The following is a 25851-nucleotide window of genomic DNA, read 5'->3' on the forward strand; positions in this document are numbered from 1 at the left end:
TCTTTTTTGACAACAGCCCTCTTCTCTTCTGTTGCCAGTTTCTCTAGTTCCGCATTCGAAGTTGATACACGAGAATCAAAAGAACCAGAACTCGATGACCAATTTCGTGTTATCGCGATCCCCTTTTATGACCCGAGTGTAGATACCGGGATCTCTGTGGTGCCCATCTATAACTTCTACGCCGATGGCGAAACCAAGAACGCTTCCACATTATCAGCGACACTGACTTACACACAGAACGACAGCTATTACATCAAAGGTAATGCGGAGCTGTTGCTGAAAGGTGACTCAATAAGATTTAGCGGTGAAATGGGGTTCTCTAGCACCAACATAACCTTGGTAGACCTTGTTGATACCAACCATCAAGAGTACGCGTTCGATGGCGATTTCTACTTCAAAGTGTATGACAATATCTATCTAGGTATGGGGTTAGACTTTTCCACGGCTCGCTATTTAGCCGACACACCCCGTGACAAACTGTTGTTGAAGTTGACAGGGTTTAGCGAAGAATATGAAGCCGATACTGGGGCTAAACTTTCATTCTTGTGGGATGAGCGAGAGCATTACTATTATCCATACCATGGCTTTTTGTTCGAACTCACGTATGAGAACCACGGGACTTGGCTAGGCAATGATGAAGATGCGACCTACTCTTCACTGTTTTCCGACTACCGTTTTTTCTACAGTTTGACCCATAACGATAACCACATTATCGCCAGCCGATGGGTAACTCGCTACTTATTAGATGCTGAAAATGCCCCAAGCAGTGCGTACAGCACTTACGGGCGACAAGGGCGAAACGTTCAACGAGGCTTTGTCGCCGGGGATCATATAGCCTCTCATATGACCAATCTAGAAATGGAGTATCGCTACTCGATTTCTGGCTCATCGATCAATTTCCTAAACAACGTGTCTGTGGTCGGGTTAACCGGTGTCGGCAAAGTATTTGGCGAGAGACTCAACCCGAAAGACCCATACCATAGCTTTGATGATGGTGACCTTTTATCAATGGTTGGATTTGGTTTGCGTTATCGCCTAATGCGTCAAGAGCGCATCAATGTTCGCATGGACTTCACCTACAACAGTGAAGATGAAGTGTTGGCGTATTTTAGCTTGGGCGAAAATATTTAGCTCTCACCAACGACTATCACATCAAGCCTGTCGCGATCCTGAAGTGACCCCGTAAAGTTGGACATTTCTGTTAAGCGGCTTTCAAGGCCTGAGTTCGATATTCTATCGGAGTCAGGCCTTTTAGTTTCACTTTTATACGTTTGGTATTGTAGTACTCGATGTATTCTTTAATCTGCTCTATCAGAGCATCTGCATCTTCAAAGCTTTGGTTGTGATACATCTCGGTTTTGAGTAAAGCAAAAAAGTTTTCAGCAACAGCATTATCCAAGCAGTTACCTTTTCTCGACATGCTTTGCGTTAACCCACTCTCCGCTACCTTTTTCTGATACTGTCGATGGCGATATTGCCAACCTTGATCGCTATGTATAATTGGCTTTGAGTTGGGTTTAAGCGTTGATATAGCTTCCGTCAGCATATCTGTGACAAGCGGCAAGCAGGCATTTTTGGCCACTCTATAAGCAACCACCTCCTGAGTAAACAAGTCGACAACGGGAGATAAGTATACTTTCTGCTCTTTGACTTTGAACTCCGTGACATCAGTTACCCACTTTTCATCGGGTTGAGTCGCACTAAAATCTCTTTCAAGAACGTTGGGAGCAGCTTTTCCTGACTCTCCTCGGTATGAACGATACTTTTTAATCCTGACCGTCGATTTAAGGTTGAGCTGAGCCATAAGCCTTTGAACCGTTTTGTGATTAAGCACGAACCCCTGATTCTTTAGTTCCAAGTGAATACGGCGGTAGCCGTATCGCCCCTTATGTTCATGATAAATTGACTTTATCAACCGCAGCTCACGTTCGTAGCTATTTTGGCGCTTGCTCGTTTGAGCCTGATAATAAAAGACACTTTTTGCCAACTGTAGAGTGTGCAGTAAGTGCTTTAATGGGTACTTGCCTTTAAGAGTTAGAGCTATGACCGCTTTTTCTTTGTTCGACGGTTTTTTTTCTGCTCCAACTCTTCCAACTTTTTTAGAACGGCATTCTCGGTTCGTAAGTAGACCAACTCCTCTTTTAGCTCCTCAAGTGTCATTTCATTATCAGGCTTAGTGGTACGTTGAGGTTGCTGTTTCATTGAGGGTCTTCCTTTCTGGCGCATTTCGAGCCCCTTGATACCGAGCTCATTAAATCGTTTAAGCCAGACAGAGAGTATTCCAGGGGATGAGAGGTTTAATACAGCGCTAGTGTGCGTGAGAGACCATTCATTCGTCCACATTAAATTCAATGCTTTTCGTTTTGTTTGAGCAGTCGCGGCATGATTAGTTGGTAAAAATGAATCAGTACCATGGATGGCAAAGACTTGAGCCCAATACCGTATCTGCCTTGAAGAAATTGAATATTGTTTTGCTAAGTAGAGAGATGACGTGCCATCTAAGTATTGCTTAGCAATGATACATTTTAGCTCTCGGCTATATTTGGACATAAAAAGACCCCCAATAATTGGTGTCCAACTATTGGGGGTCAGTTCATTCGCACAGGCTTTTGTTTTTAAGGGCATTTCAAAAACTACCAACGAGAACGATAAGTACGGTGACACCCTTTGCAGGCCTTATTCGCAGAATTTAACCCTTGCTCTGCACTCGACAAGTCTTGTTCAACACTCGCCTGATACAGCTCTGCAAAGCCTTGGTTCATCTGTAACATCAGTTGGTTAAATTTCTCAGGCTTGCTCCAAATCTCCTTCTTGGCCTTACCTCCTGTGTCAGCTTCAGAAAAACTCGCGTTCAAGACATCACCATGTTCCACCAACATTTCACTTAACTCGCCTACCTTCAGCCAATCCACGTCACTGTTATTCAATTCTGAATCGACTTGTTTACTGACCTCTTCAATAGAGCTAAAAGCTTGTTGACGATTATTTACAACATCCGCTGCGGCTGCAGAGATCATAGGTAGAGCAATCGTTGGTAGTGCGATGATTAAAGCGATAGTGAATTTTTTCATAGTGTCATTCCTAGTGATTAATTGATTGAGTGGTTAATTGATTGAGTGATTTCTTCGTTAATTACTGATTGGTTTCTTAGTGAATTACGGCTTGATAATTCAACCGTAATCGAAGAGATGCATTTAATTTACACAACAATAGTTGCACACGCAACTATTGTTGTGTAAATTGTTCCTATCAGGCAAATTTACGAACAGGAAAAGCATTATGAAAATCTGGGATCTACCAACTCGACTTTATCACTGGCTTCAAGCCGCACTCTTTATTGGTCTTGCTGCATCAGGATTTAACGGACAAGGCCCCCATGTTTATTTAGGCCTAGCACTGTTCAGTCTGATTTTATGGCGCTTGGTTTGGGGAATCGTCGGCAGTGATACCAGTCGTTTTTCTCAATTCATTAGCTCCCCGAAATCGGCTTGGAATTACTTGCGTGGAAAGGCTCGCCCAAAACCGGGACATAATCCGTTGGGTGCCTGGATGGTGATAGGAATGATCACGACTCTGTTTATCCAATGTACGACGGGGCTTGTTATTGCTGGTTTCTTTGATGCGATTCCAGGTTCGGAATTCGTGATTACTGATGCAATATTCGATGTGTTATGCACAGTACATGGCATTGCCGCTCGCATGTTAGTGGTCTTTGTCGTACTGCACTTGGTGGCCATTATCATCTACAAACTGCGTTCAAAACCGCTGGTTCTTGCCATGATCACAGGCAAACAAAACCATTCAGCGTCAACGGATTATTTCAGAAATAGCAGTCAATTGGCTTTTTCATCAAATAGGAAAGCGTTGTTGGTGCTAATTGCATCGGTATTAGTTACGATGACAATAGTTGTAATATCACAGTAAAATTAGGTAGCGATAGATGCCAGAAGAGTTTGATAGACAAAAAAGCTTTGGTTGGATGATCAATGTGATCGCCAATAAGTCGACCAAAGATTTCGACACGGAATTGAAAGAACATGGCTTAAGCATTGCTCTATGGCCAACCATGATGTGTCTTTGGGAAGAAGAAGGTGTGACTCAGCGTGATATTGCTGCGAAATCCAAAGTCGAGAATTCAACAACGACACGCACATTAGACAAGTTAGAAAAGCTTGAACTGGTCGAACGCAGAGCCGATCCAAACAGTCGCCGTTCTTTCCGAATTTACTTAACGGAAAAAGGCAAAGCACTTGAAGAACAACTCGTTCCTATCCCAGTTCGTTTAAACAAAGAGTTGATGAACGAGTTAGATGCTGAAGAGCAACAACAAATGCTCAAGCTACTTCAGAAAATAGTCGCGGCAATCTGATCTTACCGCGTTCACTGCTTACCAAGCTTAGTGCTTAGAAATTATTACACTCTGAACGTGTATTGAAAAACAACCCACACTCGGCCTTGCGCCGAGTGTTTTATTTTCGTCTCGACCATTTGATATAGCAAAACAGTGAAGCAATGATCACCGCCCCACCGAGCAGCTTCTGCATCTCTACACTTTCACCAAGCACACTCACACTTAACAGCAGCGTCCACACAGGCTCAAGAATCATGATCAATGCCGCCACTTCCATGTTCACGGAGTGCTGACCGACCGTTTGCAACAAGTAACGAATAGACGTTGCGATCACCGCAGACACAATAAACCAGAAGACTAAGGTTTTGGTGATTTCGAACTCCGGCTGAGCAGTCATAGAAGCAAAGGCTAAACCACTCACACCCACCACAAACAGTTGCACACAGATTGATGCGATAGGTTTGATATTGGTAATCACACGCTTGTTCATCACAAAGTGAACGGACAACAACATCGATGCTAGTAAGAAGTAAATCTGACTCTGCTCAACATGCCAGCCGTTGCCCAGAGTCAGCAATAGCATGCCGATAATCGCGATAGGGAAAGACATCCAAAACGCACGATTAGGCTTAACTCGAAACAAAATCCAAGACACAAACGGTGCAATGATCATGGCTAAGCTCATGATGAATGCCCCTTCCGACAAGCTTTCCGTCACTGAAACCGCAAACACCCATACCTGCAATGAGGCAGACAACAACACACCCACGCCGCAAAGAGACAGAATCTGCTTAAGCGAAAGCTTACGAATATGGTGAATACAAAATGGCAGAAGAATAAGACTCGCGACGAGGAATCGCACACCAATGAACACTGGCCCAGGCATTTCTAATACCACCAGCTTAGATGCAATCCATCCCACCCCAGCTAGCAGGGTGGCAAATAGAAGGTAAAGCTCTCCGCGCATCGCTTTCACGTTCATCATTTTACTTAGTCCAATAACAAAAAAAGCAACCCGACTCTGCAAGGTTGCTTTTTATAAACATTCAACAGGATCAAGATACTATCTCAATACTCTGCTTCAGGCAGCTGTTTTTAGCCTGCGTATTCAGGGTAATCCGTTAAACCTTTTTCAGCACCACCGAACAATGTGTTTGGATCGTGCGCCGCAAGTGGGTAACCATTTTGAATACGAGCTGGTAAATCTGGGTTCGCAACGAATGGACGGCCAAAGCCAACCATGTCAGTTACGCCTTCAGCAACAGCTTTTTCGCCACGCTCGCTATCGTATTTACCCGCATAAATAAGGACACCATCATAAGCTTCACGAACTGCCGCTTTAAATGCTTTTGGCGTTTCAGGTGCATCGTCCCAATCAACTTCTGCAATGTGCAAGTAAACAATTTTGTATAGGTTAAGTAGTGCTGCCGCCGCTGTGTAAGTCTCTACTGGCGTAGCGTCAACCGTACCATTCAACGATGTGAATGGAGCAAGGCGTACACCAACACGGTCAGCACCAATCGCTTCAACCATAGCCTCAACCACTTCACCTAGGAAACGTAAACGGTTTTCAATTGAACCACCGTATTCGTCAGTGCGGTTGTTTGCTTCAGAATCGATAAATTGGTTGATTAAGTAACCATTCGCTGCGTGAAGTTCGATACCATCAAAGCCTGCTTCCACCGCATTCAAAGCCGCTTGACGATACTGTTCAATCACCTCTTTGATGTCTTCTTTCGTCATCTCACGAGGTTCAACCACATCTACAAAGCCCGGTTCATCAGTGCCGTTATCGATGAATACTTTTACGTTTTCTGCTTTAAGTGCAGAAGACGAGATTGGCTGTTCACCGCCAATGTTGTCTGGGTGTGTTACACGGCCTACATGCCAAAGTTGAGCGAAGATAATGCCCTCTTTTTCATGTACGGCATCAGTCACTTTTTTCCAACCAGCGATCTGCTCGTCAGAATAGATACCTGGAGTCCAAGCATAGCCTTGACCCATAGGTGAAATTTGTGTGCCTTCCGCAATAATCAAACCTGCAGAAGCGCGTTGAGCGTAGTAAGCCGCCATCATGTCGTTTGCTGAATTACCAGGTTGCGTTGCACGAGAGCGCGTCATCGGTGGCATAACAATACGGTTTTTAAGCTCGATATTACCAAGTTGAATTGGTTGAAATAGTGCGTTTGTCATTGTTATATCCTCGATTAACCTAGTTGAATCAGTTCGATTTGGTAGCCGTCTGGATCAGTAATAAAAGCGATATGAGTTGAACCGCCTTTCACTGGACCCGCTTCGCGAGTGACGTTGCCACCTAGTGATTTGATCTTGTCACATGCTGCGTAAATATCTTCTACACCCAATGCCAGATGACCAAACGCGCTGCCCATCTCGTACTCGTTAGTATCCCAGTTGTACGTTAGCTCGATAGTCGTGCCGCCTTGCTCGTAGCCAACAAAAACCAATGTGTAGCGGTAGTCTTTGTTTTCATGACGTTCAAGTTCCTTCATTCCCAATACCTTGGTGTAGAACTCGATAGACTTGTCTAAATCAGTAACTCGGATCATTGTGTGTAGGAATTTCATATTTCGCCCTTGATACTTTAATCTCAGCCTCGTCGTATGAAGTTAACTCATAGAATAAAGCTAAGTAGTGTTCGTTGAGGTTGACCTTGAGGCCACCTACTTCTCTGTTGCTAGGTATATTACTGAACACACACAAATCAGTGAAATTATTAAATATTCTCATTTTAATAATTTTTTGTTATTAACATATTGACTAGTACAAACTAAAAGATACAAAAAAGGGAAGCCAATGCTCCCCTTAGATTTAGACTCTCAATTAAAATCGCAACCGCCTATCTTTAAGCGCCCTCGACATCGAGTCTGATGTACTGATGACTTGTTCTCTGAACCATTTATGAGCAGGATCGCTGTTCTGCTTCTTCAACCAAATCAGGTAATGAGACATCGGCTGATATTCAAAGGGTGGCTTGAACAGCTGTAAACTTAATTTTTCTTGGAACTGCACGGCCATAGATAAAGGCACGACAGTGATGTAATCGGATTGGCTACACAGCAAGATATTACTGAACAGCGAACGCCCGTGAAACACGATTTTACGCTGGGACAGATCCAAAGAAGTGTAGTGATTCAAACTTCGAACTTTGCGTCGTGTTCTGTCTAATACGGCATGCTTTTCACTTAAGAACTGAGCTTCGCTGATTTCACCTTGAATTCGCGGGTGATCAGAACGACACACGATCACAAACTCGCCTTCATAAAGTGTTTCACTGACGATACTGGGGTGTTCAGGCACCACAATATCGATCATCGCATCGAACTCTTGCGTCAAAAGATCTTCGTAAATGCGCTCATCACTGTCTGGTTGATCAAAGACTTCCAACGACAAGTTTTGATTAGGAAGCTCCGCGAAACTATTGAGCAGCACCCACTGTAAGTGCTCAGGTGCAGAAATAACAAACTTACGCTCAGAGGATTGCTCATCAAAATTAGCCATCGACTGAAACACGCCATTGAGTTCATTGATCGGCGCTTTAATTTGTTCATACAAGCTTTGCGCATAAGACGTAGGCGCAACACCTCTTCCTTTGCGAACAAAAAGCTCTTGGCCAATCTCTTTTTTTAGGCGGGCTAATGCGGTACTGATGGTCGATTGATTGGTACTGAGTTGATCCGCAGCTTTACTTAAACTGCCCTGCTCCATCACCGCAGAAAACACGGCAAGTAGATTGAAGTTGGGGATGTCGTTGCTCATATATCATTACTCGTTAGGCGACCATGAGCACCATACTATCGTAAAAACGATAGAATGAAATAAGAATCCCTCGTTTAAAGTCCCAAATTGAGACACTAACATCCCGCGTAATTAGTTTCTTAATAGGTTTCCCCATGAAAAAACATTACCTTGCCATCACTATTGCGATGATGACGAGTAACGCGATGCTTTCAAACCCAGCACAAGCTGCGGCTCACCTTCTTCCTGAACTTGGTTCCCTCAACGCAAGTACCGCAGGCGCAGGATCGGCAGCGTTAGCTGAAAGTGCGTTAACCGCATGGACTAACCCTGCCGCTATGTCTCAGCTAGAAAACCCTGAACTCACCGTCAATCTGGCTGGCCTCTACACAGACATCAACTATTCAGACACAGACCCAACAGAGCGTTTTGACAGTAACATTGAGGCTGGTGGTTGGGCTCCGGTAGGAAGCTTCTACTTTGTTGCCCCTATCAACGACAAATTTCACGCTGGTTTTGCTTTGGCTTCTCAAGGTGGTTCAGGGATCGATTATGGTGATAACTTTTCTGGGCAGCGTCTATTAAAGAACGTTGAGTTCATGACTGTTCAACTGATGCCTTCGATATCTTACAAAGTGAATGAGCAGTTTTCGCTGGGTGCCTCTATCAATGCGGAATACCTCACTGCGAACGGCGAGTTGAACCCTTTTATCGGCACTGGCGACATTGGGTCTGAGCATTTATTCGAAGCAGACGCGGATGATTTCACGGTTGGCTACTCTCTTAGTGCCTTTTACCAACCGAACGAACAACATCGTTTTGGCTTTATGTACCGCTCTGAACTTGCTCATTACGGTGAGGGTGATCTTCAACATTCGGCTAGCGACACCAAACGCGATGTTGGGCTCGACTTTATCATGCCTCAACACATCCAAATTAGCGGCGTGCACGCCGTCAATGACCAATGGGACATGTTGTGGAGTGTGACTTGGTATGACCTATCAACATGGACAGACCTCACGTTAGACATCAATGATAACTCAGTAAAAGTTGTCGACCGTAACTTTGACGATGTGTGGAACCTAGCCATAGGTACTCATTACCAAATCACCCCAACCTTGCGACTAGAAACAGGCATCAGCTACGAAACTTCGCCGCAAGATGACGCAACTCATCAATATATGGATCTTCCTGTAGGCGAAACCAAGCGTATCGGCGCAGGTGTTACCTATGCGCTAAACAAGAGCTGGGAGCTGCGCGCTTACTACGATTACATCGATCTGGACGAGCCTGAGTTGAATTACTCAAACGGGCAAGTTATCAATGTTCAAGGCGCTTATGACAACAGCGCACACTTCTTTGGTATGCAAGCGAACTACCGCTTCCTGTAAAGCATCAGTCTCGACCTTTTCGTCGATTATCTATGAGTAACGCACCGTACCCGATTCATGGCTTCACTCGTGCACCACATCAAGGCCTAGCTATCCGCTAGGTCTTTCTCTATCTGTTCTTCAACTGCAATGTTTCATCCCCATTCAACATCGCATTTGATTGGGTTAGGTTACCTATTCAATAGAACATAAACAATACGATATTGTCTCGTTTATCATGACACTGTGTTCAGCGACATTGAGATATACATTTGAGGAATTAAAGCTACAATATGTCGAATTCAGCACTCAACCGTAAGAAAAAACGTATTTACCCAGTGCTCAAAAAACTATTATCAGTTATATGTCATCCATCATTCGTTTCTGTTACTCCCTTTATTGTAAGAAGCGTGTAAAAAGATAAATTCTGCCAAATTGCTTATTGATGCTTTTATTAGTCATTTCATTGATCCAAACCAAATTAACTAACGATGTTTTAAAGCCGAATTTGAGCGCTAGCAAATAATTCAATCTACCGATTTAGAGTAATAGTGACTCATCGTAATTACGATATTATCAAATCGTAATTCTGGGTAGATACTGCTCAAAACTCTTCCTATTATCCTGCTAACAAATCAATTCTTAGCCCAAACAGAATGCTGACAAATGTTTTACAACACTATGTCAATTGCCATGGAAGCCCCCCTCGACAGACGAGGTATTACACGTAAAGAAGACAATAGCGAAAAGAACGAGCCTAATATTTCGTTCGACAGCGCATCGTCATTCAACCTGCGTTTCAGGCTAACAATAAGAATTGGTTTGTAAGGAAGCATATTCGCTTCTTGATACCGAGAATCGGTTGTCTGGATTGAGTAGTATCACTTTAAATACCATCTATTACTTTTGTTTATTATGCGCACCAATCTACCCACATAATAGACATCTACTTTTTAAGATGTCATTAAAAGTTAGACTTCTAGGCTGCAAATTCTCTCTTCTTATTGATGTAGGTTGAGATATGAACTTTATTAAAATCGTTTTCAAGAAAATCTGGGCCGTTGTGATGGTCTTGATTAAATTCTGCCTGTTTATGGCGGTGATGTTTGCTGGAGCATGGGCTCTTGCACCATTAGGCACAATCCATTCCAAAGACATCGACATGTCTCAATTCAACAATCATCCCAATGAAATGATGATGAACTTCTTCCAGATGGAGTCCTTCTCTGGTTACTTGTTCTCAGTGACCATTGCTGTGGTTTTAGCCGGTGTTTACGGCATGTGGCAGTTGCATGAACTGGGTGTGCATAAAGCAAAAGAGCACAAAAGCGCTCACGTTCAAATCGTGTTTGCACTATCACTTTGCGGACTCTTCATCAGCAAAACATTCTGGGTTATCGCATTGGTTATCGCATTGGCGAACTGGAAACATATTGGTCAATCACTGAGTGATGTGATTCGCCGTGGTGTTCAGCCTAAACAAGACGCGACCAATACAGAGACAGCCGCAGTCCACGTATCACCTGAACAACCGGTAACAGAGCCGTCTGCAGTAGAGCAATCTTCAAAAGAGCAGGCTTCAGAAGAAAAGACTCCAACAACACCATCCGCTACAGAAAAAGAGGTCGCATAATGAAAGAGATGATGATCCCATACATCCTAATTGTATGGTCACTGTTTGCGACAGGCGCACTTAAGAAGAACTTCAAGAACTACACATGGGCTGCCATTGGCGGCGTAACGATTCTTGCGGTATTAGCGGTAATCTCTCGCTTGTGGGCACCCGTTGATTTAACCAACTCAACCACAGTGAAAGCACCACACGCGGTGATGTCACCAATCTTTGGCCAGCAGATCGACCAAGTGCTTGTTGAGCACAACCAAATGGTTAAAGAAGGCGACGTAATTTACACACTCGTCGACATCGACTCTGCCGCAGACAAAGCAAAGATCGAATCTTCAATTGTTCAGAAAGAAGAAGAGATCAAGCAAATGAATCGCGACTTAGAGCGTGCTGAAACGTCACCTGAAATCTTCAATATGCGTGACGTAGAAAAGTACGACTCTGATCTTCGAGTGCTGCACGCTGAACTTGTGTCGTTAAAAGCCGATTTACAAAAAGTAAATTGGGCGCAAGAGAAAAAGACCATTAGAGCTGAGTTTGACGGTCAGGTTTCGATAGTGAACATTGCTGAAGGTTCTGTTATGGGTAACATGCACCTCTACAACACCAGCAAAAAATTCCTTGAGATGCGTATTTCAGACCAAACTTACAACTATGTTCAAGTTGGGGACTTCGCTGAGTTCTTCGTTGACGCATACCCAGGTCACGTATTCCGAGCAAAAGTACACAGCTTTAATGCCGGTACTGGTGAGTCGAGCATTTCTCCACTTCAGGGGCCACAAAGTGTCGGTCAACACGTAGTAAGAAACGGCAATGGTTTAGGTCGTACCATCGTACTTGAGATCATTGAACCAGAAGGTTACAACATCCCTATTGGTTCAACTGGCGCGGCTTGGATCTCGGCTGAGAAGCCACATCCGTTCTGGGGTTTCATCGATGTAATCGGCGCAGCAACGGTTCGCCTACAATCTTACAAGTCATACTTAGGTGCTTGGTAATACTTAAGCTCTTAGTAAACGATTAGCTCTTGATAAGCAATTAAATATTCAATGATTTGGCTGTTATTCACTCGTATAACAGCCACTCATGAACTAGCGACTAATTGTAAAACAAATGCCCCGAATTTCGGGGCATTTTTATATCTGTTGCAAGCTCATTTGCGAATTGATTTAGATCAAAAATTAATCGCCAATACAATCATTATAGAAATAAACCATCGAAAAAACGATGAGTTGAAATCTTATTAGCGCGTAGATAGCGACCTCCCCCACCTCTATCATTTGGCTCAAGAAATCCAATTCCTGTATCAAAATATAAGGTCACGACCATGACTAATACTTTCAAAAAAATGGCGCTTCCTGTTGCTATCGCGAGCGCTCTACTTGCTTCTGGTTTTGCATCTGCAACGCCAACTGTAGAAGCGACATCGAAAGCCGGCCAAAAACTTCAGACAGCAAATGCTGCGCAATACCAAAACATTGATCTTGATGCTCGCTACAAGAGCGAGGTTCTATTCGAACACAAATCAAACCTATTCTGGGGTAAAGGCGAGCGCATCCAAGTTGTTTCGAAAACGGGCGACTCACTGGCTTACACAGAAGAGTCTGATAACGTTCATCCAATCCTCACCAAGCATGGTCGTAAAATGGACCAAGCAATCATCAAAGTAGATGACAACGTATATCTTGGTTACGGTTTCGGTCTAGATACACCCGTCATGATTGAAGGTACGGACGGCATCATCATTGTTGATCCAGGCGAGTCAGTAGAAATGGCTCAATCGGTTAAAGATCAGTTCCGTCAAATCACCGACAAGCCGGTTAAAGCAATCATCTATTCTCACAACCACATCGACCACATCTCTGGTGTGCGAGCATGGGTTACTGACGAAGAAGTGGCATCAGGTGAAGTAAAAATCATCGCTGAAGAAGGCCTAACCGCTGCCGTGGCTAACTGGTCTTCAAACCTAGGTACTCTATTTGGTCACCGTACTTCTTACACCGGCGCTAAGCACGTAGAAGAAGGCGAACACGGCACAGTAAACGACGGCCTTGGTCCACGCTTCATGCAAGGTGCTATCTCGTTCATCGAACCAAACCTGCTTGTACCAAGCCAAAGCCACATCGAAATCGAAATTGCTGGCGTGAAAATGCACATCGAGAACGTGCCATCTGAAACTAAAGATGAGCTAGTGGTTTACTTCCCAGATCAGAAAATCCTGCACGCGGCTGAAGTACTTCAAGGTGAGAACTTCCCTAACCTTCACACCATCCGTGGTACTAAATTCCGTGACCCATCAATGTGGTTCAAGGGCATCGACGTAATGCGTAAGTTCGACACTGAGATCATGATTAACTCTCACGGTCGTCCTGTTGAAGGCAAAGAAGCGGTAGCTGACGTACTAACGGCTTACCGTGATGCGATTCAATACACTCATGACCAAACTATCCGTTACATGAACAAAGGTATGACGCCAGACGAGCTAGTTGAAGTAGTTAAACTTCCTAAGCACCTTGCAGAACACCCTTGGTTAGGTGAGCACTACGGTACCGTTGCACACGCCGTGCGTCAGATTTACGTAGGTTACAACGGTTTTTTCGAAGCGGATCCATGGCAGCTAGAGCCAATGGCTTACGAGCAACGCGCTAAAGCATTCGTAGAGATCATGGGCGGTCGTGACAACATCCTTACTACTGCACAAGCAGCAATTAAGGCTGAAAACTACACATTTGCAGCAGAAATTCTTTCTTACCCAATCACGGTAAACAAGCAAGATATGGAAGCTCGTGAGATGAAAGCACAAGCTTACAAAGCATGGGCTGCAGACCAAGTGAACATCAACTGGCGTAACTGGGCGCTTAACGCGGCGGCTGAACTAGAGAACAAACGTGACTTCTCTAACATGATCAGCTTCGCTTCTGTTGACGTTCTTACCGCGCTACCAAGCAAGCAGATCTTCGACATGATGACTTCAACGCTTATCGCAGAAAGCTCGTTAGACGTAAACATGATGCTAACGTACAACTTCTCTGATACGAACGAAGCATTCACTATCGAAATTCGTAACGGTATTGCTCAGCTACACGAAGAAGCAGTAAAAGACGCAGACGTTCAAATCGACACCACTCGTGCAGTACTGAACCAAATCTTGATTGCGGGCCCAAACGCTCAACAAGTGATTGGTACCAACCTACAGTCTGGTGCATTCACGTTCTCGAATGGCGACATCAAAGGCTTCGGTCAATTCATGAGCTACTTCGATAAGGCAATGACTCCAGAAGAAATCATGCTCATCGTTCGCTAATAGCGAGTTCGAACGGTCACTCTTTGGCGATAGTTCTTCGACGATGGCTCTTTGACGAAAGCTACTTAGCAAACAATCTCGCTAAATATCTATCAGTCGATTCGCTGACCGCTTCACATGGACGACAAACAAATACAGGGACCCTTTGTGGTCCCTTTTTTATCGTTAGGTTCGGCTTTTGCCGTCAGCTTCTTAACCCTGTTACAGGTCTCGATAACCATTATGTTAAAACGATTTGCTTTGATTCTTTCACTCACCTCTTCACTCACGTTTGCCTGCGGTCTTCACCAAGATACCGGATTTAGTTTGGTGACAGAGCCCGGTTCGCTCGAGGTATTTGGCAACGTCATCACAGCCAGACAAGACAATGAATTCAACAACCTCAATAAGCCTGATCACTTTCGACTCTTTGCCATCAAAGCCGCGCTTGCGAAACCCCACCCAAGCAAAATTGAATTCAACTTATTCGAAGCGATTAAAGGTCATTACAGCCAAGTGAAGTTTGAGAAAGGTGTCGATGTGTCAGGCAGAGATACTTTGCCTACCGAAGAAGATCTACTGTTAATTACTGAACTCGATGTGTTCGATGCGCTTGCAACGGGCACCATATCTTGGGATCACGCGACACTAAACGGCTTAGTGATCATCAACGGCCCACAAGATAAACGAGAACAGCTTGAAGATTGGCTTGGTGATATTCTTGAAGGGTAATAGCTTAAAGCAGAACAGATAAAATAAAGCGGAACAGATAAAAAGTCGTCAAACCCTCGGACTTCAGAACATTGAGGGTTCAACGACAAACTTAAATCAAAAAAGCGTAGGCAGTGGAATCAACTCCAATCCCAGCACACCACTGATGCTCATTACCACCAGCAGAGAGACCTTGAAGACCGTCTTTGACCACTGGATGTAGTTGAGGCAATCGACTTTGCGGAATGTCACTTTGGTCCACATAAAACAGACTGCTGCCGACACCGCTAGGTATTCATAGCCTGCTTCTCCGAGTAAGAACAGCGCTAAAGAGACTGCGCCAAACGCCACCACATAGGCTTTCATGTGTTGATGCGCTTTGTCGACGCCCTCTTTCACCGGTAACACGGGAATGCCTGCATCTCGATAATCTTGTATGCGGAACATCGCGATCGCGTACGAGTGTGGCATTTGCCATAAGCAGAACATCACAAACAACAATACTGCTTCAAGGCTGATGTAATTAGTCACCGCCAAGTAACCCACCAATGGCGGAACCGCGCCCGAAATACTGCCGACTAAAGTGCCGTAAACCGATGTACGCTTGTACCACATGGTGTAGAAAAAGACGTAAAACACATAGCCAAGCAACACCATGACCGCAGAGATCGGATTAGCGAACTGAAACAGCAGAGCAGTGCCTAAGAGCAGTAAAACCAAGGCATAGACAAACGCGACGTCTGTATTGATGTTACCCTGAACCAATTCTCGATTTTGTGTGCGCTTCATCTTTTGGTCGATGTCTCGATCAAAGATGTTGTTCACAACACAACCTGATGCAATCACAAGTCCCACACCCGCTAATGTTGTCACTAACAACATCGCATTGGCTGGTTCTGTTTTTGCGGCAAGGAAGAACCCCGCCGCAACAGAAATCAGGTTACCGAAAATGATGCCCGGCTTGGTGATAGACAGATATCTTTTCAGCATACCCTAGCCTACAACTTCATGTTGACGTTCATGTTGTAGATGATCCATACCGAGCCAGCGATAAGGATCAATACAACGATGGCGGTAAACATCAGTGACACCAAGTTCCAACGCCCATCGGAAGATTTCGCTTCCATGTGCAAGAAGTACTTAAAGTGGACAAAGATTTGCACCAGCGCACAGCCGAACAAGATCACGTAAGTTTCCGTGCTTGGTAGCGCATGGGCCCACACGATGTAGAACGGAATAATGGTGAGAATCAGTGACGCAATAAAGCCTTTCACATAATCCGTTGCACCGCTATCTAGATGCTGTTCCATTACATCACCCCCATTAAGTACACGATGGTAAATACACAAATCCAAACGATATCAAGGAAATGCCAGAACAGGCTTAAGCACTGGAAACGCATCGACATGTTGTCGTTCAAGCCTTTGGTTGAAAGCTGGTGATACGCCACCGCCATCCAAATCAGACCGAACGTTACGTGCAAACCGTGTGTGCCAACCAAGGTAAAGAACGCAGAAAGGAATGCGCTTTCTTGAGGGCCATAGCCTTCTGCAATCAAGTGATGAAATTCATACACTTCCATACAGATGAAGGCTAAGCCCAATACGAAAGTGACTTTTATCCAGCGCTTCAGTCCGGTCACGTCTTTGCGCTTCATCGCAATCATGCCAAAACCGAAGGTGATACTACTGAACAGCAGCATCATGGTTTCGACAAACACGAACGGCAGTTCAAAGATGTCTTTACCTGTCGGCCCTGCAATAGATCCACTCTCAAGCACGGCATACGTCGCGAAAAGCGTGGCAAACAGGACACAGTCACTCATCAAGTAAACCCAGAAGCCAAACAACTTGTTGCCCGCAGCTTCGTGGTGATGATCATGCGAGTGTGCAAGATCATAAGTGTGTGACGGAGTATTAGCTTGCATACGTCGTCTCCAAATCATCTTTATTGTCGTTATTACCACTGTCTGCATCACTGTCAGCGCTGTTACCACGACCAGAATGGTCGCCTTTCACTGACTGTTTCTTAGCTTCTTCAAGCTGCGCACGTCGAGCCGCTTCAATCGCTTTGATCTCTTCAACTTCCACGTAGTAGTCCACATCGTCGTTGTAGCTGTGTTGAATACACGTCACCACGATGCCCACTAAGCTTGCAGCCGCTAGCCACCAGATGTACCAGATCATTGCGAAGCCAAATGCCAACGCCCATGCAGACACATAAATACCTGTCGGTGTGTTCTTCGGCATATGAATACGTTCGTATTCTTCTTCCTGAGTTGGGTCAAACTCACCACTTTGCTTTTGATACCAGAACGAATCGATCTCATCGCCCTTGGGCAGTTTTGCAAAATTGTAGAACGGCGGTGGTGAAGACGTTGCCCATTCAAAGGTGCGTCCGCCCCACGGGTCACCGGTTAGATCTCGGTTTTGGTCGCGGTCACGAACACTCACGTAAATCTGAACGAACTGACACACCACACCCATCGCAATCACGCCCGTACCTGCAGCAGCAACCGCCAATAGTGGGAAGAACTCAGGGTTGATGTCTTGGCTCAAACGACGCGTCATGCCCATAAAGCCCAGAGCGTAAAGCGGCAAGAACGCCATCAAGAAACCGATGATCCAGCAGTAGAATGCGCGTTTGCCCCAAAGCTCGTTCAGAGTGAAGCCGGTCGCTTTCGGGAACCAGTAACCAATCGCAGCAAAACAACCGAAGACCACGCCACCGATGATTACGTTATGGAAGTGAGCAATCAGGAATACCGAGTTATGCAGGATGAAATCTGCGCCCGGAACCGCCATCAATACGCCCGTCATACCACCTACGGTAAAGGTGATTAGGAAACCGACCGTCCACATCATTGGCGTAGTGAAGCGGATACGACCTTTGTACATGGTGAATAGCCAGTTGAAGATCTTAACTCCGGTTGGGATAGAGATAATCATGGTAGCGATGCCGAAGAAGGCATTCACATTGGCGCCAGAACCCATAGTGAAGAAGTGATGCAGCCAAACCACAAACGCTAAAATCGTGATAGCCACCGTCGCCCATACCAGCGAGGTATAACCAAACAGTTTTTTGCGAGAGAAGGTTGCAGTCACTTCAGAGAACACACCGAAGATAGGCAAGATTAGGATGTACACCTCAGGGTGTCCCCATGCCCAAATCAGGTTCACATACATCATCACGTTGCCACCAAGGTCGTTGGTGAAGAAGTGCGTGCCGATGTATCTATCCAAAGTCAGTAACGCGATGGTGACCGTTAGGATTGGGAAAGAGATGATGATCAGGATGTTGGCACACAGCGATGCCCAAGTGAATACAGGCATCTTCATCATTGGCATAGACGGAGTACGCATGCGCAAAATAGTCGCGAAGAAGTTCACACCCGTTAACGTGGTGCCCACACCGGATATTTGCAGTGCCCATATCCAATAATCGACCCCAACTCCCGGACTTGCCTCAATACCGGAAAGCGGCGGATACGCCAACCAACCCGTGCGACCAAACTCACCTAAGCCCAGTGACATGTTGGTTAGGATAATCCCCACCACAAACAGCCAGAAGCTCAAGTTATTCAGGTAAGGGAATGCAACATCACGAGCACCAATTTGCAGCGGAACGATGATGTTCATCAAGCCTATAACCAATGGCATCGCTACGAAGAAAATCATGATCACGCCGTGAGCCGTGAAGATCTGGTCGTAGTGATGTGGCGGTAAATAGCCCGTCTCACCAGCTGCAGAAAGCAACTGCTGACTGCGCATCATGACCGCATCAGCAAAACCACGAACTAACATCACCATCGCAACCGCAATGTACATGAAGCCCAGTTTTTTGTGGTCTACAGACGTAAACCATTCATTCCAGAGGTATTGCCATTTACCGGCTTTTGTGACCGCGTACACCACTAAAGCACCCACCAAAGCAATCATGGTTAAGGTGACCAAAATAATGGGTTCGTGGTAGGGAATAGAGTCTAGAGTTAATCTTCCAAACATTACGATTATCCTTGGGTTTCCGGCAGACAGTTCATTGAACCAGGGTGCTGGGTCACGACATCAGTGAATAAAAATGGTGGGATACTAGAAAACAACGTCACAGGTTCAGCCACACTTGGCGCGGCCAATGAACGGAACTGCTCCCAATCTTCGATGCGTTCAGGACTTGCTTTCACTTTCTCTACCCAGTTTAAAAACGCCACTTGATCAGGCATGGCCGATGCGGTGAATTTCATCTGAGAGAACCCTTTGCCACTGTAGTTCGAAGCAAAGCCTTTGAAGTCACCTTCGTGGTTTGCGATCAAATTCAACTTAGTCACCATTCCCGGCATCGCGTAGATCTGCGAACCAAGACGCGGGATAAAGAACGCGTTCATGATGTTGTCTGAAGTCAGCTTAAACGTCACCGGAACATCTTTCGGGAACGCAACATAGTTAACCGTCGCAATGTTTTGCTCCGGATAGATGAACAGCCATTTCCAGTCCAGAGAGACCACTTCGATCACCATGGGTTTAACGTCACTTTCCAGAGGCTTAGATGGCTCCAGTTCGTGAGTTGTTCGCCAAGTGATGGTGGCTAGAATCGCAATAATGATGATTGGAATTGTCCATACCACTATTTCAATTTTGGTCGAGTGTGCCCAGTCTGGTGCATACTCTTCCGTGGTATTGCTTTCGCGGTATCGGTAAGCAAAGTAGATGGTCATCAGAATTACTGGGATGACGACAATCAACATCAGCAACAGAGCCGTGATAATCAGCTCTTTTTCCTGAACGCCAACGCTACCTTTTGGGTCGAGCAATGCGGAGTTACATCCTTCGAGCATCAGAATGGTTCCCAGCAAACCAATCTTCGACAAACTTGTCCTCGATAAAATGCGTTTATATCTTGAAGCTTCCATTAACTTTCTCGATGGTTATCCAGCCTCAGAACGAACGCCTAAGTACTGGTTGTCATGATCATTAGAATATTTATGTGTTGAGCATGTGAAACGCCGCATCTCAAAAAGCAATGCAATAGAGCCCGTTACTGCTGGGTTAAAACCACACAGAAAACATGACTTAATTGTTACACTTTGAAATACATTGTTACATTTGGCGCATTATGAAGAGTTGAATTTGAAAGCTCACCAAACAAACTTGGAAACTAACCTTCCATTTATGGATGCGAAAACTAAGAAGTAGAAGAGGATTAAGACACACACCAGCAGCGTGCTACATAGGTGGAGCCAGTGCTGACAAGGGATTTAGAAAAAGCAGATAAACACTCGCGCGTCACCACAGCTCAAGGCAAGTTCAAGGTACATTAGAAAGAGCGAATAAATAGAAGTGTGACGCCCGTCAAGATTGTGAATTCACATACCATTTACAAGGTATTCACTAGTTAGATTATTCAAAACACCCACTCATTCACCAGCAAGATAACCAATCATTCATCGACGCACTAATGTGACGAATTGAAAGAATATAATGATTAACAGAAAGAATACTGAGGCTAACAGAAAGAATAATTTGACTAATTGAGGGCGTAATAGCGGTGAAAAGAACAACAAAATGGTAAATATTGGGATGAATTTATTGAGAACAACAATGCCATAATCGAGCCAGATACGGCTCGATTATGGGCAATTGAAGAGCAGTTAAATTAAAAGACAGTTACGCAGCTTGAGTCGCGATGGTTTTTCGCTGATTTCGAGTCATCAAGTGATAAACCACCGGCACAAAGTAGAACGAGATAAGCGTGGTTAACACGGTACCGCCCACAATCGCGACCGCAAACGGAGGCCAGAAACCACCGCCAGCAATGATCAATGGCATAAAACCGCCCACGGTTGTGATCGTGGTTGAACTGATATGTCGAGTACATGACATAACGGCCTCAACGACTGCATCGACATTCCCAGAGGAAGCCTCTTTATCGAGTTTCAATTCGGTCAGAATCACAATGGCCGCGTTAATCGCTAAGCCTGCAATCCCGAGCATCGCGATAATCACCGTAAAGCCAAACGGATAACCGAAAATCCACACCGACAACAACCCTAGCCCACCCGCCAATCCTGCTACCATGAAGATGATGCTGCTCATTCGGAACGAGTTAAACGACATCACCACCACCAACACCATCAATACCACCACGACTGCGACGTTCGAGATCAGGCTGTTGACTGAATTATCTCGTTCAGCAGATTCACCACCAAAACCAATCGTATAGCCCGATGGCATCTGATAGCTTTCTAGGCGTTTTTGGAATTCATTGAGCACGGTTTGAGGCAAGACTCCCGCTTCAATATAACCCTCAATGGTATTCACTCGTTGCCCATTTCTGCGCGTAATCGCACCACGACTGGTGGTCAGTTCAAGCTCAGCCAAGGTAGACACATTGATACCCGTAGAATAGACATCAGAGCTTATCGGCAAGCGAATATTACTCAGGTGAGCCAAGTTTTCACGCGCATCATCCGCAACACGAACACGGATTGGCACAGACTCACTGCCCTCAATCACAGAGCCACTTTCACGACCTGTCAGCGTGGTTTGCAACATGCCAGCAAACTGGTTCAATGAAATACCATTCAGCTTTGCGGTGTCTTCATCGACTTTCAACCACACCTTAGGCGTACCCGGTTGCAGCGTTTCCCTTGTGTGCGTGACATGAGGAACACCCGCCAGAATCAAGCGTACATCTTCACCAATAGCTTTTAGGGTATCGAGGTTTTCACCGTAAACTCGCAGTTCAACGGGCGCAGTAAATGGAGGCCCTTGGTTGAGCTTACGTACCAAGATTTGTGCTTCCGGCACTTCTTCATCCAACACCTTTTGCAACTGTGGAATTAGCGCATTAGCTTGGTCAAAGTTCTCTGTTTTCACCATCGCTTGCGAGAAGTATGGCGCGTTGTTTTGCCTTGCTTGCAGGTTGTAATAGAAGGATGGGAAGTTTGCGCCCACTAGCCAATCAATACGTTCCACTTCAGGGTAACGATGAATGATGTCGTCTATTTTTTCAGAGGTGTTTTTGGTGGCGTAAATGCTCGCTTGAGGTGGCATGTAAACCTGAATCTCAAACATGTCTCGGTCTGATGGCGGGAAGAATTGCTCAGTCAGCTGAGACATACTCCAGTAGCCAGTAAACGGAACCAACAGCACCAAAGCAATCGTGATGATTGGATGCGTGACGCCAAAGCGGACAGAAGATGAGAACCAGCGCGTCAAAGCCGGGATTCTCAAACCAGTCATGTACCAATGGTGCTGGCCTTTCTTGTCGACATCACTGAGTTGCTTAGGCAGTAGTTTGGTCGCTAAACCCGCAATTAAGGTGTGCGAGATAATGTAAGAGCCGATCAACGAGAAAGAAACGGTAATCGCAATACCACCGACAAATTCACCCGATGCACCCGGCATCAAAATAATCGGGGCAAACGCCAACACGGTAGTTAAGGTTGAGCCTAATAGCGGCACCCATAAATGCTTCAATGCATTCATGGTCGCTTCAGCTCGTTGTTGCCCTTTCAAACGATACGCTTGAATGGTATCAACCATCACCACCGCGTTATCGACCATGATCCCGAGCGCCACAATTAGACCGGTCACCGACATTTGGTTAATCGGCACACCGGTCATTTTCATGATCGACAGGGTCAATAATGAGGTTAACGGCAAAGAAATGGCGACTAAGATCGCGGCACGTACGCCTAAAGTGACAAACAGCACAATCAAAATCAGACCGAAACCGATCATCAAGCTCTTGCCTAAATCGTCTAAGCGAGTTTCGGTATAACCTTGCTGATTAAATAATACCGTCACCTTAACGTTACTTGGTAACTCTTGCTCAAACTTGCCAATCAGAGCGTTCGCTCGCGACGTCCAATTATCAACTCGCAGATCAGGATGCATTCTTGCCGCGACAATCACACCCGGCTCACCATCAATAATCGCAATCTGATCTTGTGGGGTTTTCTCACCACGTTTCACAGACGCAATGTCTTCCATGCGGATGATGTGACCATTGCTGTCAGTGGCAATTGGCACTTGCTTGATACGTTCAATGGAGTCCAGTTCAGACTCAATTCCCAAACCAAAACGGGAATAGGCACTGACCAGTTCACCCGCCGAGTTCTTGGCGTCTGCCCCTTCGAGCGATTCAGCGATATTGGCACTCGAACGCCCTAGAGCAGCGGCATCGGCCGTACGTAAACTGATTTGAATCTCTTCTTGCGGCATCCCGTATTCATCAACGAATTCGGTACCCGACAAGGTTCGTAACCGCTTGGCGAGCTCTTTGGCATAACGGCCCAGCGTTAACCTGTCTGGTTCACCCGCACCAGACCACGTTAGAGATGCGATGGTCGTAAAAGCATAGGTATGGTCGCTATCGAGATCGGGAGATTGAGCACCCGCAGGCAAAATGGATTCGATGTCAGATAACTTGTCGCGAGCTTGGGACCAGACGGGTTCTGGCTCGGTGATGGTGTCGTTAAGTTCTAGCGTAACAATTGATACGCTCGGCCTAGAGGTTGAGCTCACGAGTTTAACTTCACTCAGTTCACGCAGCTTATTCTCGATAACCTCAGTAACCAAGGTTTCAACACGCTCGGCACTGGCGCCGGGGAAACTGGTTGTGATGTTCGCATAACGGTTGATGATTACTGGGTCTTCTGCACGTGGCAAGGTCATGAACGCCGAAATACCACTCACCATCAGCAGCGCTGTCATCAAGATAAGCAGTCGAGTGTTGGAAATAGTCTCTATAATTTTCATACTATTACCTACTCAGCCGCGCTTGCTGGCTTCACGGTTTGTCCGGGAACTAAACGATGTAAGCCACTGGCAATCACCTGTTCACCGTCTTCAATCGCCCCACTCACGTATGCTTGTTGATTATTGGCAAACAACACCTGAACACTTCTACGTTCAACCTTGTTATCTTCACCAATCACAAAGATGTTCCACACACCGCGTAAACCATCAATCAAACCGGTTAATGGCACCCAGTAACCTTGCTCTTCAATCTGTTCATCAAATTTAAGGTAGGCAAGTTGCCCTTCTAATACCGACGACTTTTCAGGGAATAGGTAACGCAAGCCGACACTACGAGATTGGGTATCCACCATTGCGCCGGGATTCAATAGCTCCACGGCATAATCTGTTCTCCCAACTCGGATGTTAGGCGAAGAAAGTGAGGTGACTTTTTGCATTTGGTGAGCAGGAATACCGATGAAGGCTTCTTTTCCCTCAGAAGCGAGCAGTGTAAGAGTTGGATTACCGACATTCACCACATCTCCGAGCGAAACAAAGCGCGTCGCGATGGTTCCAGAATAAGGCGCAAGCACTGTCGACTTCACCAATTTCAGTTCGTTGCCTTTCACTGATGCATCGATACGTAGCAAGTTCGCCTGCAATACCCGTTGCTCACTGGTGAGAGAATCAATCTCCGCTTCCGCACTGAAGCCTTTCGCTTTCAATGAACGTTGACGCTTTAAGTTAGCAGCAACAAGACTCAACTGAGCTTTCACCTCTTCAGCCTGCGCTTTCAGTTGGCTAGACTCAGTTTCCAATAGCTGAGTGTCCAATCGAATCAACGGCTGACCCGTTGTGACTGTGTCACCGACATCCACCAGAATCTCGTTTACCTTGCCTGCCAATTCAAAACCAAGATTCGCCTGCTGCCCCGCCTTTACTACACCGACATATTCACGTTGTACCGCATACGATCGAGAGCGTTCCAAAGCGACAGTTTCCACTGTTAAGACTGTCGACGCTGCACTATTCGATTCCACTGCAGCATTATCAGCATCGGATGCTGTCTCGGCTTGTGTATTTTCACCACACCCGACAAGAAGAGTCGACAACGCCACTGCTACTGCGCTTCCCTTCATCAATTTATACATACTTCCTGTTCCTATGCGGTACTCATCACGTTCTTTTTTTAGACTAACCAAACCAAACTAGACTGTCTAGTTTGATTGTGTTAAAAATAAGTTTCATGGTTAATGATTGATAAAACCATCACAAAAAGCATAATGCTTAGCGCAAACGAGACACCTATTACTGAGTATCAATAGGCACTAAGCAAAGAGACAAGCTAGGTAACGCCCCAACACCAAGTAACGAGAAGCAAGCACGTGACAAAAATCATCAAGAGTGAACAGAAGAGATCGCAGATCTTAACCGCAGCAAGTAAACTTTTCTCTGAACATGGCTTCAAGATCAATATGGATCAGATAGCCAAAGCAGCGAACGTTTCCAAGCAAACGGTCTACTCTCACTTTAAAAACAAAGACGAGCTTTTCGAAACCTGCATGCAAACTAAGTGTGCCGAGCGTGAACTCAGCCCTTCTGCTTTTGATATGAATGCCACTTTGGAAGAAGAATTGGTGAAGTTTGGTGTGAAGTTTCAAGATTTGTTACTTGATGAGCAGTCCAGACAGACCTTTCAAAATGCGGTGAGCCAATCCAACACGCACCCAGAGATCGCTTCAATCTACTTAGAAACAGGGCCGCAAAAAACCACCCTTTTACTCGCAGATTATCTACAAAGCAAAGTGGAATCGGGTGATTTGATCTTATCGACATCAAGCTCGCCGATCATCGCAGCAAGACAACTGCTGCTTATGTTTCATGGTAAGTCGGCATATTGGGGATTCTTCGGGCATGAAAGTGGCGAGTCTGAGCAAGAGAGACTCCTATACACCAAAGAGTGTGTCGCGCTGTTCTTAAACGGCAATCAACCTCGTTAATCTTAAAATATTTATCCG

The 25851-nt window shown here is 45.4% G+C and carries 23 protein-coding genes; 9 read left to right on the plus strand and 14 right to left on the minus strand.

The window, feature by feature from the left end:
• Nucleotides 1–6: 6 nt before the first annotated feature.
• Nucleotides 7–1131, plus strand: coding sequence for a BamA/TamA family outer membrane protein (locus tag OCV20_RS11160; protein ID WP_238382788.1), 1125 nt, complete (start codon nt 7–9; stop codon nt 1129–1131).
• A 70-nt stretch (nt 1132–1201) separates the two neighbouring features.
• Here OCV20_RS11160 and OCV20_RS11165 read toward each other — a convergent pair whose 3' ends face one another.
• The 3 genes from OCV20_RS11165 to OCV20_RS11175 all read right to left on the minus strand — a co-directional run bounded on the left by OCV20_RS11165 (nt 1202) and on the right by OCV20_RS11175 (nt 3071).
• Nucleotides 1202–2044 carry an IS3 family transposase gene (locus tag OCV20_RS11165; RefSeq protein ID WP_108721729.1) on the minus strand — a complete coding sequence of 281 codons (843 nt, stop codon included), beginning with the start codon at nt 2042–2044 and terminating at the stop codon, nt 1202–1204.
• Nucleotides 2041–2550, minus strand: coding sequence for a helix-turn-helix domain-containing protein (locus tag OCV20_RS11170; protein ID WP_086774936.1), 510 nt, complete (start codon nt 2548–2550; stop codon nt 2041–2043). Before OCV20_RS11170 ends, OCV20_RS11165 begins: the two co-directional genes overlap by 4 nt.
• An 83-nt stretch (nt 2551–2633) precedes the next feature.
• Nucleotides 2634–3071, minus strand: coding sequence for a c-type cytochrome (locus tag OCV20_RS11175; RefSeq protein WP_086775304.1), 438 nt, complete (start codon nt 3069–3071; stop codon nt 2634–2636).
• A 208-nt stretch (nt 3072–3279) separates the two neighbouring features.
• Between OCV20_RS11175 and OCV20_RS11180 the strand changes: the two genes are divergently transcribed.
• Together OCV20_RS11180 and OCV20_RS11185 are read left to right on the plus strand one after the other, a co-directional pair.
• Nucleotides 3280–3924 carry a cytochrome b/b6 domain-containing protein gene (locus OCV20_RS11180; protein ID WP_086775305.1) on the plus strand — a complete coding sequence of 215 codons (645 nt, stop codon included), beginning with the start codon at nt 3280–3282 and terminating at the stop codon, nt 3922–3924.
• Between the two features lie 16 nt (nt 3925–3940).
• Nucleotides 3941–4369: a MarR family winged helix-turn-helix transcriptional regulator gene (locus tag OCV20_RS11185; RefSeq protein WP_048614583.1), complete on the plus strand. Its 429-nt coding sequence runs from the start codon at nt 3941–3943 to the stop codon at nt 4367–4369.
• A 100-nt stretch (nt 4370–4469) separates the two neighbouring features.
• Here OCV20_RS11185 and OCV20_RS11190 read toward each other — a convergent pair whose 3' ends face one another.
• From OCV20_RS11190 to OCV20_RS11205, 4 genes are all read right to left on the minus strand, one after another.
• Entirely contained in the window at nt 4470–5336 is an 867-nt protein-coding gene (locus OCV20_RS11190) for a DMT family transporter (RefSeq protein WP_086775306.1), read from the minus strand.
• A 110-nt stretch (nt 5337–5446) separates the two neighbouring features.
• Complete coding sequence (locus tag OCV20_RS11195) at nt 5447–6544, minus strand: alkene reductase (RefSeq protein ID WP_086775307.1); 1098 nt, start codon at nt 6542–6544, stop codon at nt 5447–5449.
• Nucleotides 6545–6558: 14 nt separating this feature from the next.
• Nucleotides 6559–6936, minus strand: coding sequence for a lactoylglutathione lyase (gloA, locus tag OCV20_RS11200; protein ID WP_017084654.1), 378 nt, complete (start codon nt 6934–6936; stop codon nt 6559–6561).
• Between the two features lie 256 nt (nt 6937–7192).
• A complete protein-coding gene (locus OCV20_RS11205; protein ID WP_086775308.1) occupies nt 7193–8128 on the minus strand; it encodes a LysR family transcriptional regulator in 936 nt (311 codons plus the stop codon).
• Between the two features lie 134 nt (nt 8129–8262).
• On the opposite strand from OCV20_RS11205, the gene OCV20_RS11210 reads away from it, so the two are divergent.
• The 5 genes from OCV20_RS11210 (at nt 8263) to OCV20_RS11230 (ending at nt 15116) form a co-directional block, all read left to right on the plus strand.
• Nucleotides 8263–9498, plus strand: coding sequence for an OmpP1/FadL family transporter (locus tag OCV20_RS11210; protein ID WP_086775309.1), 1236 nt, complete (start codon nt 8263–8265; stop codon nt 9496–9498).
• Between the two features lie 1000 nt (nt 9499–10498).
• The gene (locus tag OCV20_RS11215) at nt 10499–11110 is read left to right on the plus strand and encodes a magnesium transporter (RefSeq protein WP_086775310.1); all 612 of its coding nucleotides are present in this window, start codon (nt 10499–10501) and stop codon (nt 11108–11110) included.
• Nucleotides 11110–12099, plus strand: coding sequence for an efflux RND transporter periplasmic adaptor subunit (locus OCV20_RS11220; RefSeq protein ID WP_048614593.1), 990 nt, complete (start codon nt 11110–11112; stop codon nt 12097–12099). The genes OCV20_RS11215 and OCV20_RS11220 overlap by 1 nt, the downstream gene beginning before the upstream one ends.
• Before the next feature lie 329 nt (nt 12100–12428).
• The gene (locus OCV20_RS11225) at nt 12429–14405 is read left to right on the plus strand and encodes an alkyl sulfatase dimerization domain-containing protein (protein ID WP_086775311.1); all 1977 of its coding nucleotides are present in this window, start codon (nt 12429–12431) and stop codon (nt 14403–14405) included.
• Nucleotides 14406–14627: 222 nt separating this feature from the next.
• The gene (locus tag OCV20_RS11230; protein WP_086775312.1) at nt 14628–15116 is read left to right on the plus strand and encodes a hypothetical protein; all 489 of its coding nucleotides are present in this window, start codon (nt 14628–14630) and stop codon (nt 15114–15116) included.
• Between the two features lie 96 nt (nt 15117–15212).
• On the opposite strand, the gene cyoE is transcribed toward OCV20_RS11230, so the two are convergent.
• The 7 genes from cyoE to OCV20_RS11265 all read right to left on the minus strand — a co-directional run bounded on the left by cyoE (nt 15213) and on the right by OCV20_RS11265 (nt 24984).
• Nucleotides 15213–16085 carry a heme o synthase gene (cyoE, locus tag OCV20_RS11235; protein WP_086775313.1) on the minus strand — a complete coding sequence of 291 codons (873 nt, stop codon included), beginning with the start codon at nt 16083–16085 and terminating at the stop codon, nt 15213–15215.
• Between the two features lie 8 nt (nt 16086–16093).
• Nucleotides 16094–16405: a cytochrome o ubiquinol oxidase subunit IV gene (gene cyoD / locus OCV20_RS11240; RefSeq protein ID WP_016786088.1), complete on the minus strand. Its 312-nt coding sequence runs from the start codon at nt 16403–16405 to the stop codon at nt 16094–16096.
• A complete protein-coding gene (gene cyoC / locus OCV20_RS11245) occupies nt 16405–17040 on the minus strand; it encodes a cytochrome o ubiquinol oxidase subunit III (RefSeq protein ID WP_076671315.1) in 636 nt (211 codons plus the stop codon). The genes cyoD and cyoC overlap by 1 nt, the downstream gene beginning before the upstream one ends.
• Entirely contained in the window at nt 17012–19099 is a 2088-nt protein-coding gene (gene cyoB, locus OCV20_RS11250) for a cytochrome o ubiquinol oxidase subunit I (protein ID WP_086775315.1), read from the minus strand. The genes cyoC and cyoB overlap by 29 nt, the downstream gene beginning before the upstream one ends.
• A 5-nt stretch (nt 19100–19104) precedes the next feature.
• The gene (gene cyoA, locus OCV20_RS11255; protein WP_086775316.1) at nt 19105–20001 is read right to left on the minus strand and encodes a ubiquinol oxidase subunit II; all 897 of its coding nucleotides are present in this window, start codon (nt 19999–20001) and stop codon (nt 19105–19107) included.
• Between the two features lie 754 nt (nt 20002–20755).
• On the minus strand, nt 20756–23854 hold the full coding sequence (locus OCV20_RS11260; protein ID WP_086775317.1) for an efflux RND transporter permease subunit: 3099 nt from the start codon (nt 23852–23854) through the stop codon (nt 20756–20758).
• 8 nt (nt 23855–23862) lie between these two features.
• Complete coding sequence (locus OCV20_RS11265; RefSeq protein WP_086775318.1) at nt 23863–24984, minus strand: efflux RND transporter periplasmic adaptor subunit; 1122 nt, start codon at nt 24982–24984, stop codon at nt 23863–23865.
• A gap of 234 nt (nt 24985–25218) precedes the next feature.
• Here OCV20_RS11265 and OCV20_RS11270 point away from each other — a divergent pair, with 234 nt between their 5' ends.
• Nucleotides 25219–25833: a TetR/AcrR family transcriptional regulator gene (locus tag OCV20_RS11270; protein ID WP_086775319.1), complete on the plus strand. Its 615-nt coding sequence runs from the start codon at nt 25219–25221 to the stop codon at nt 25831–25833.
• The last annotated feature ends 18 nt before the right edge of the window (nt 25834–25851 follow it).

The sequence above is a fragment of the Vibrio coralliirubri genome (assembly GCF_024347375.1).
GTDB classification, from domain to species: Bacteria; Pseudomonadota; Gammaproteobacteria; order Enterobacterales; family Vibrionaceae; genus Vibrio; species Vibrio coralliirubri.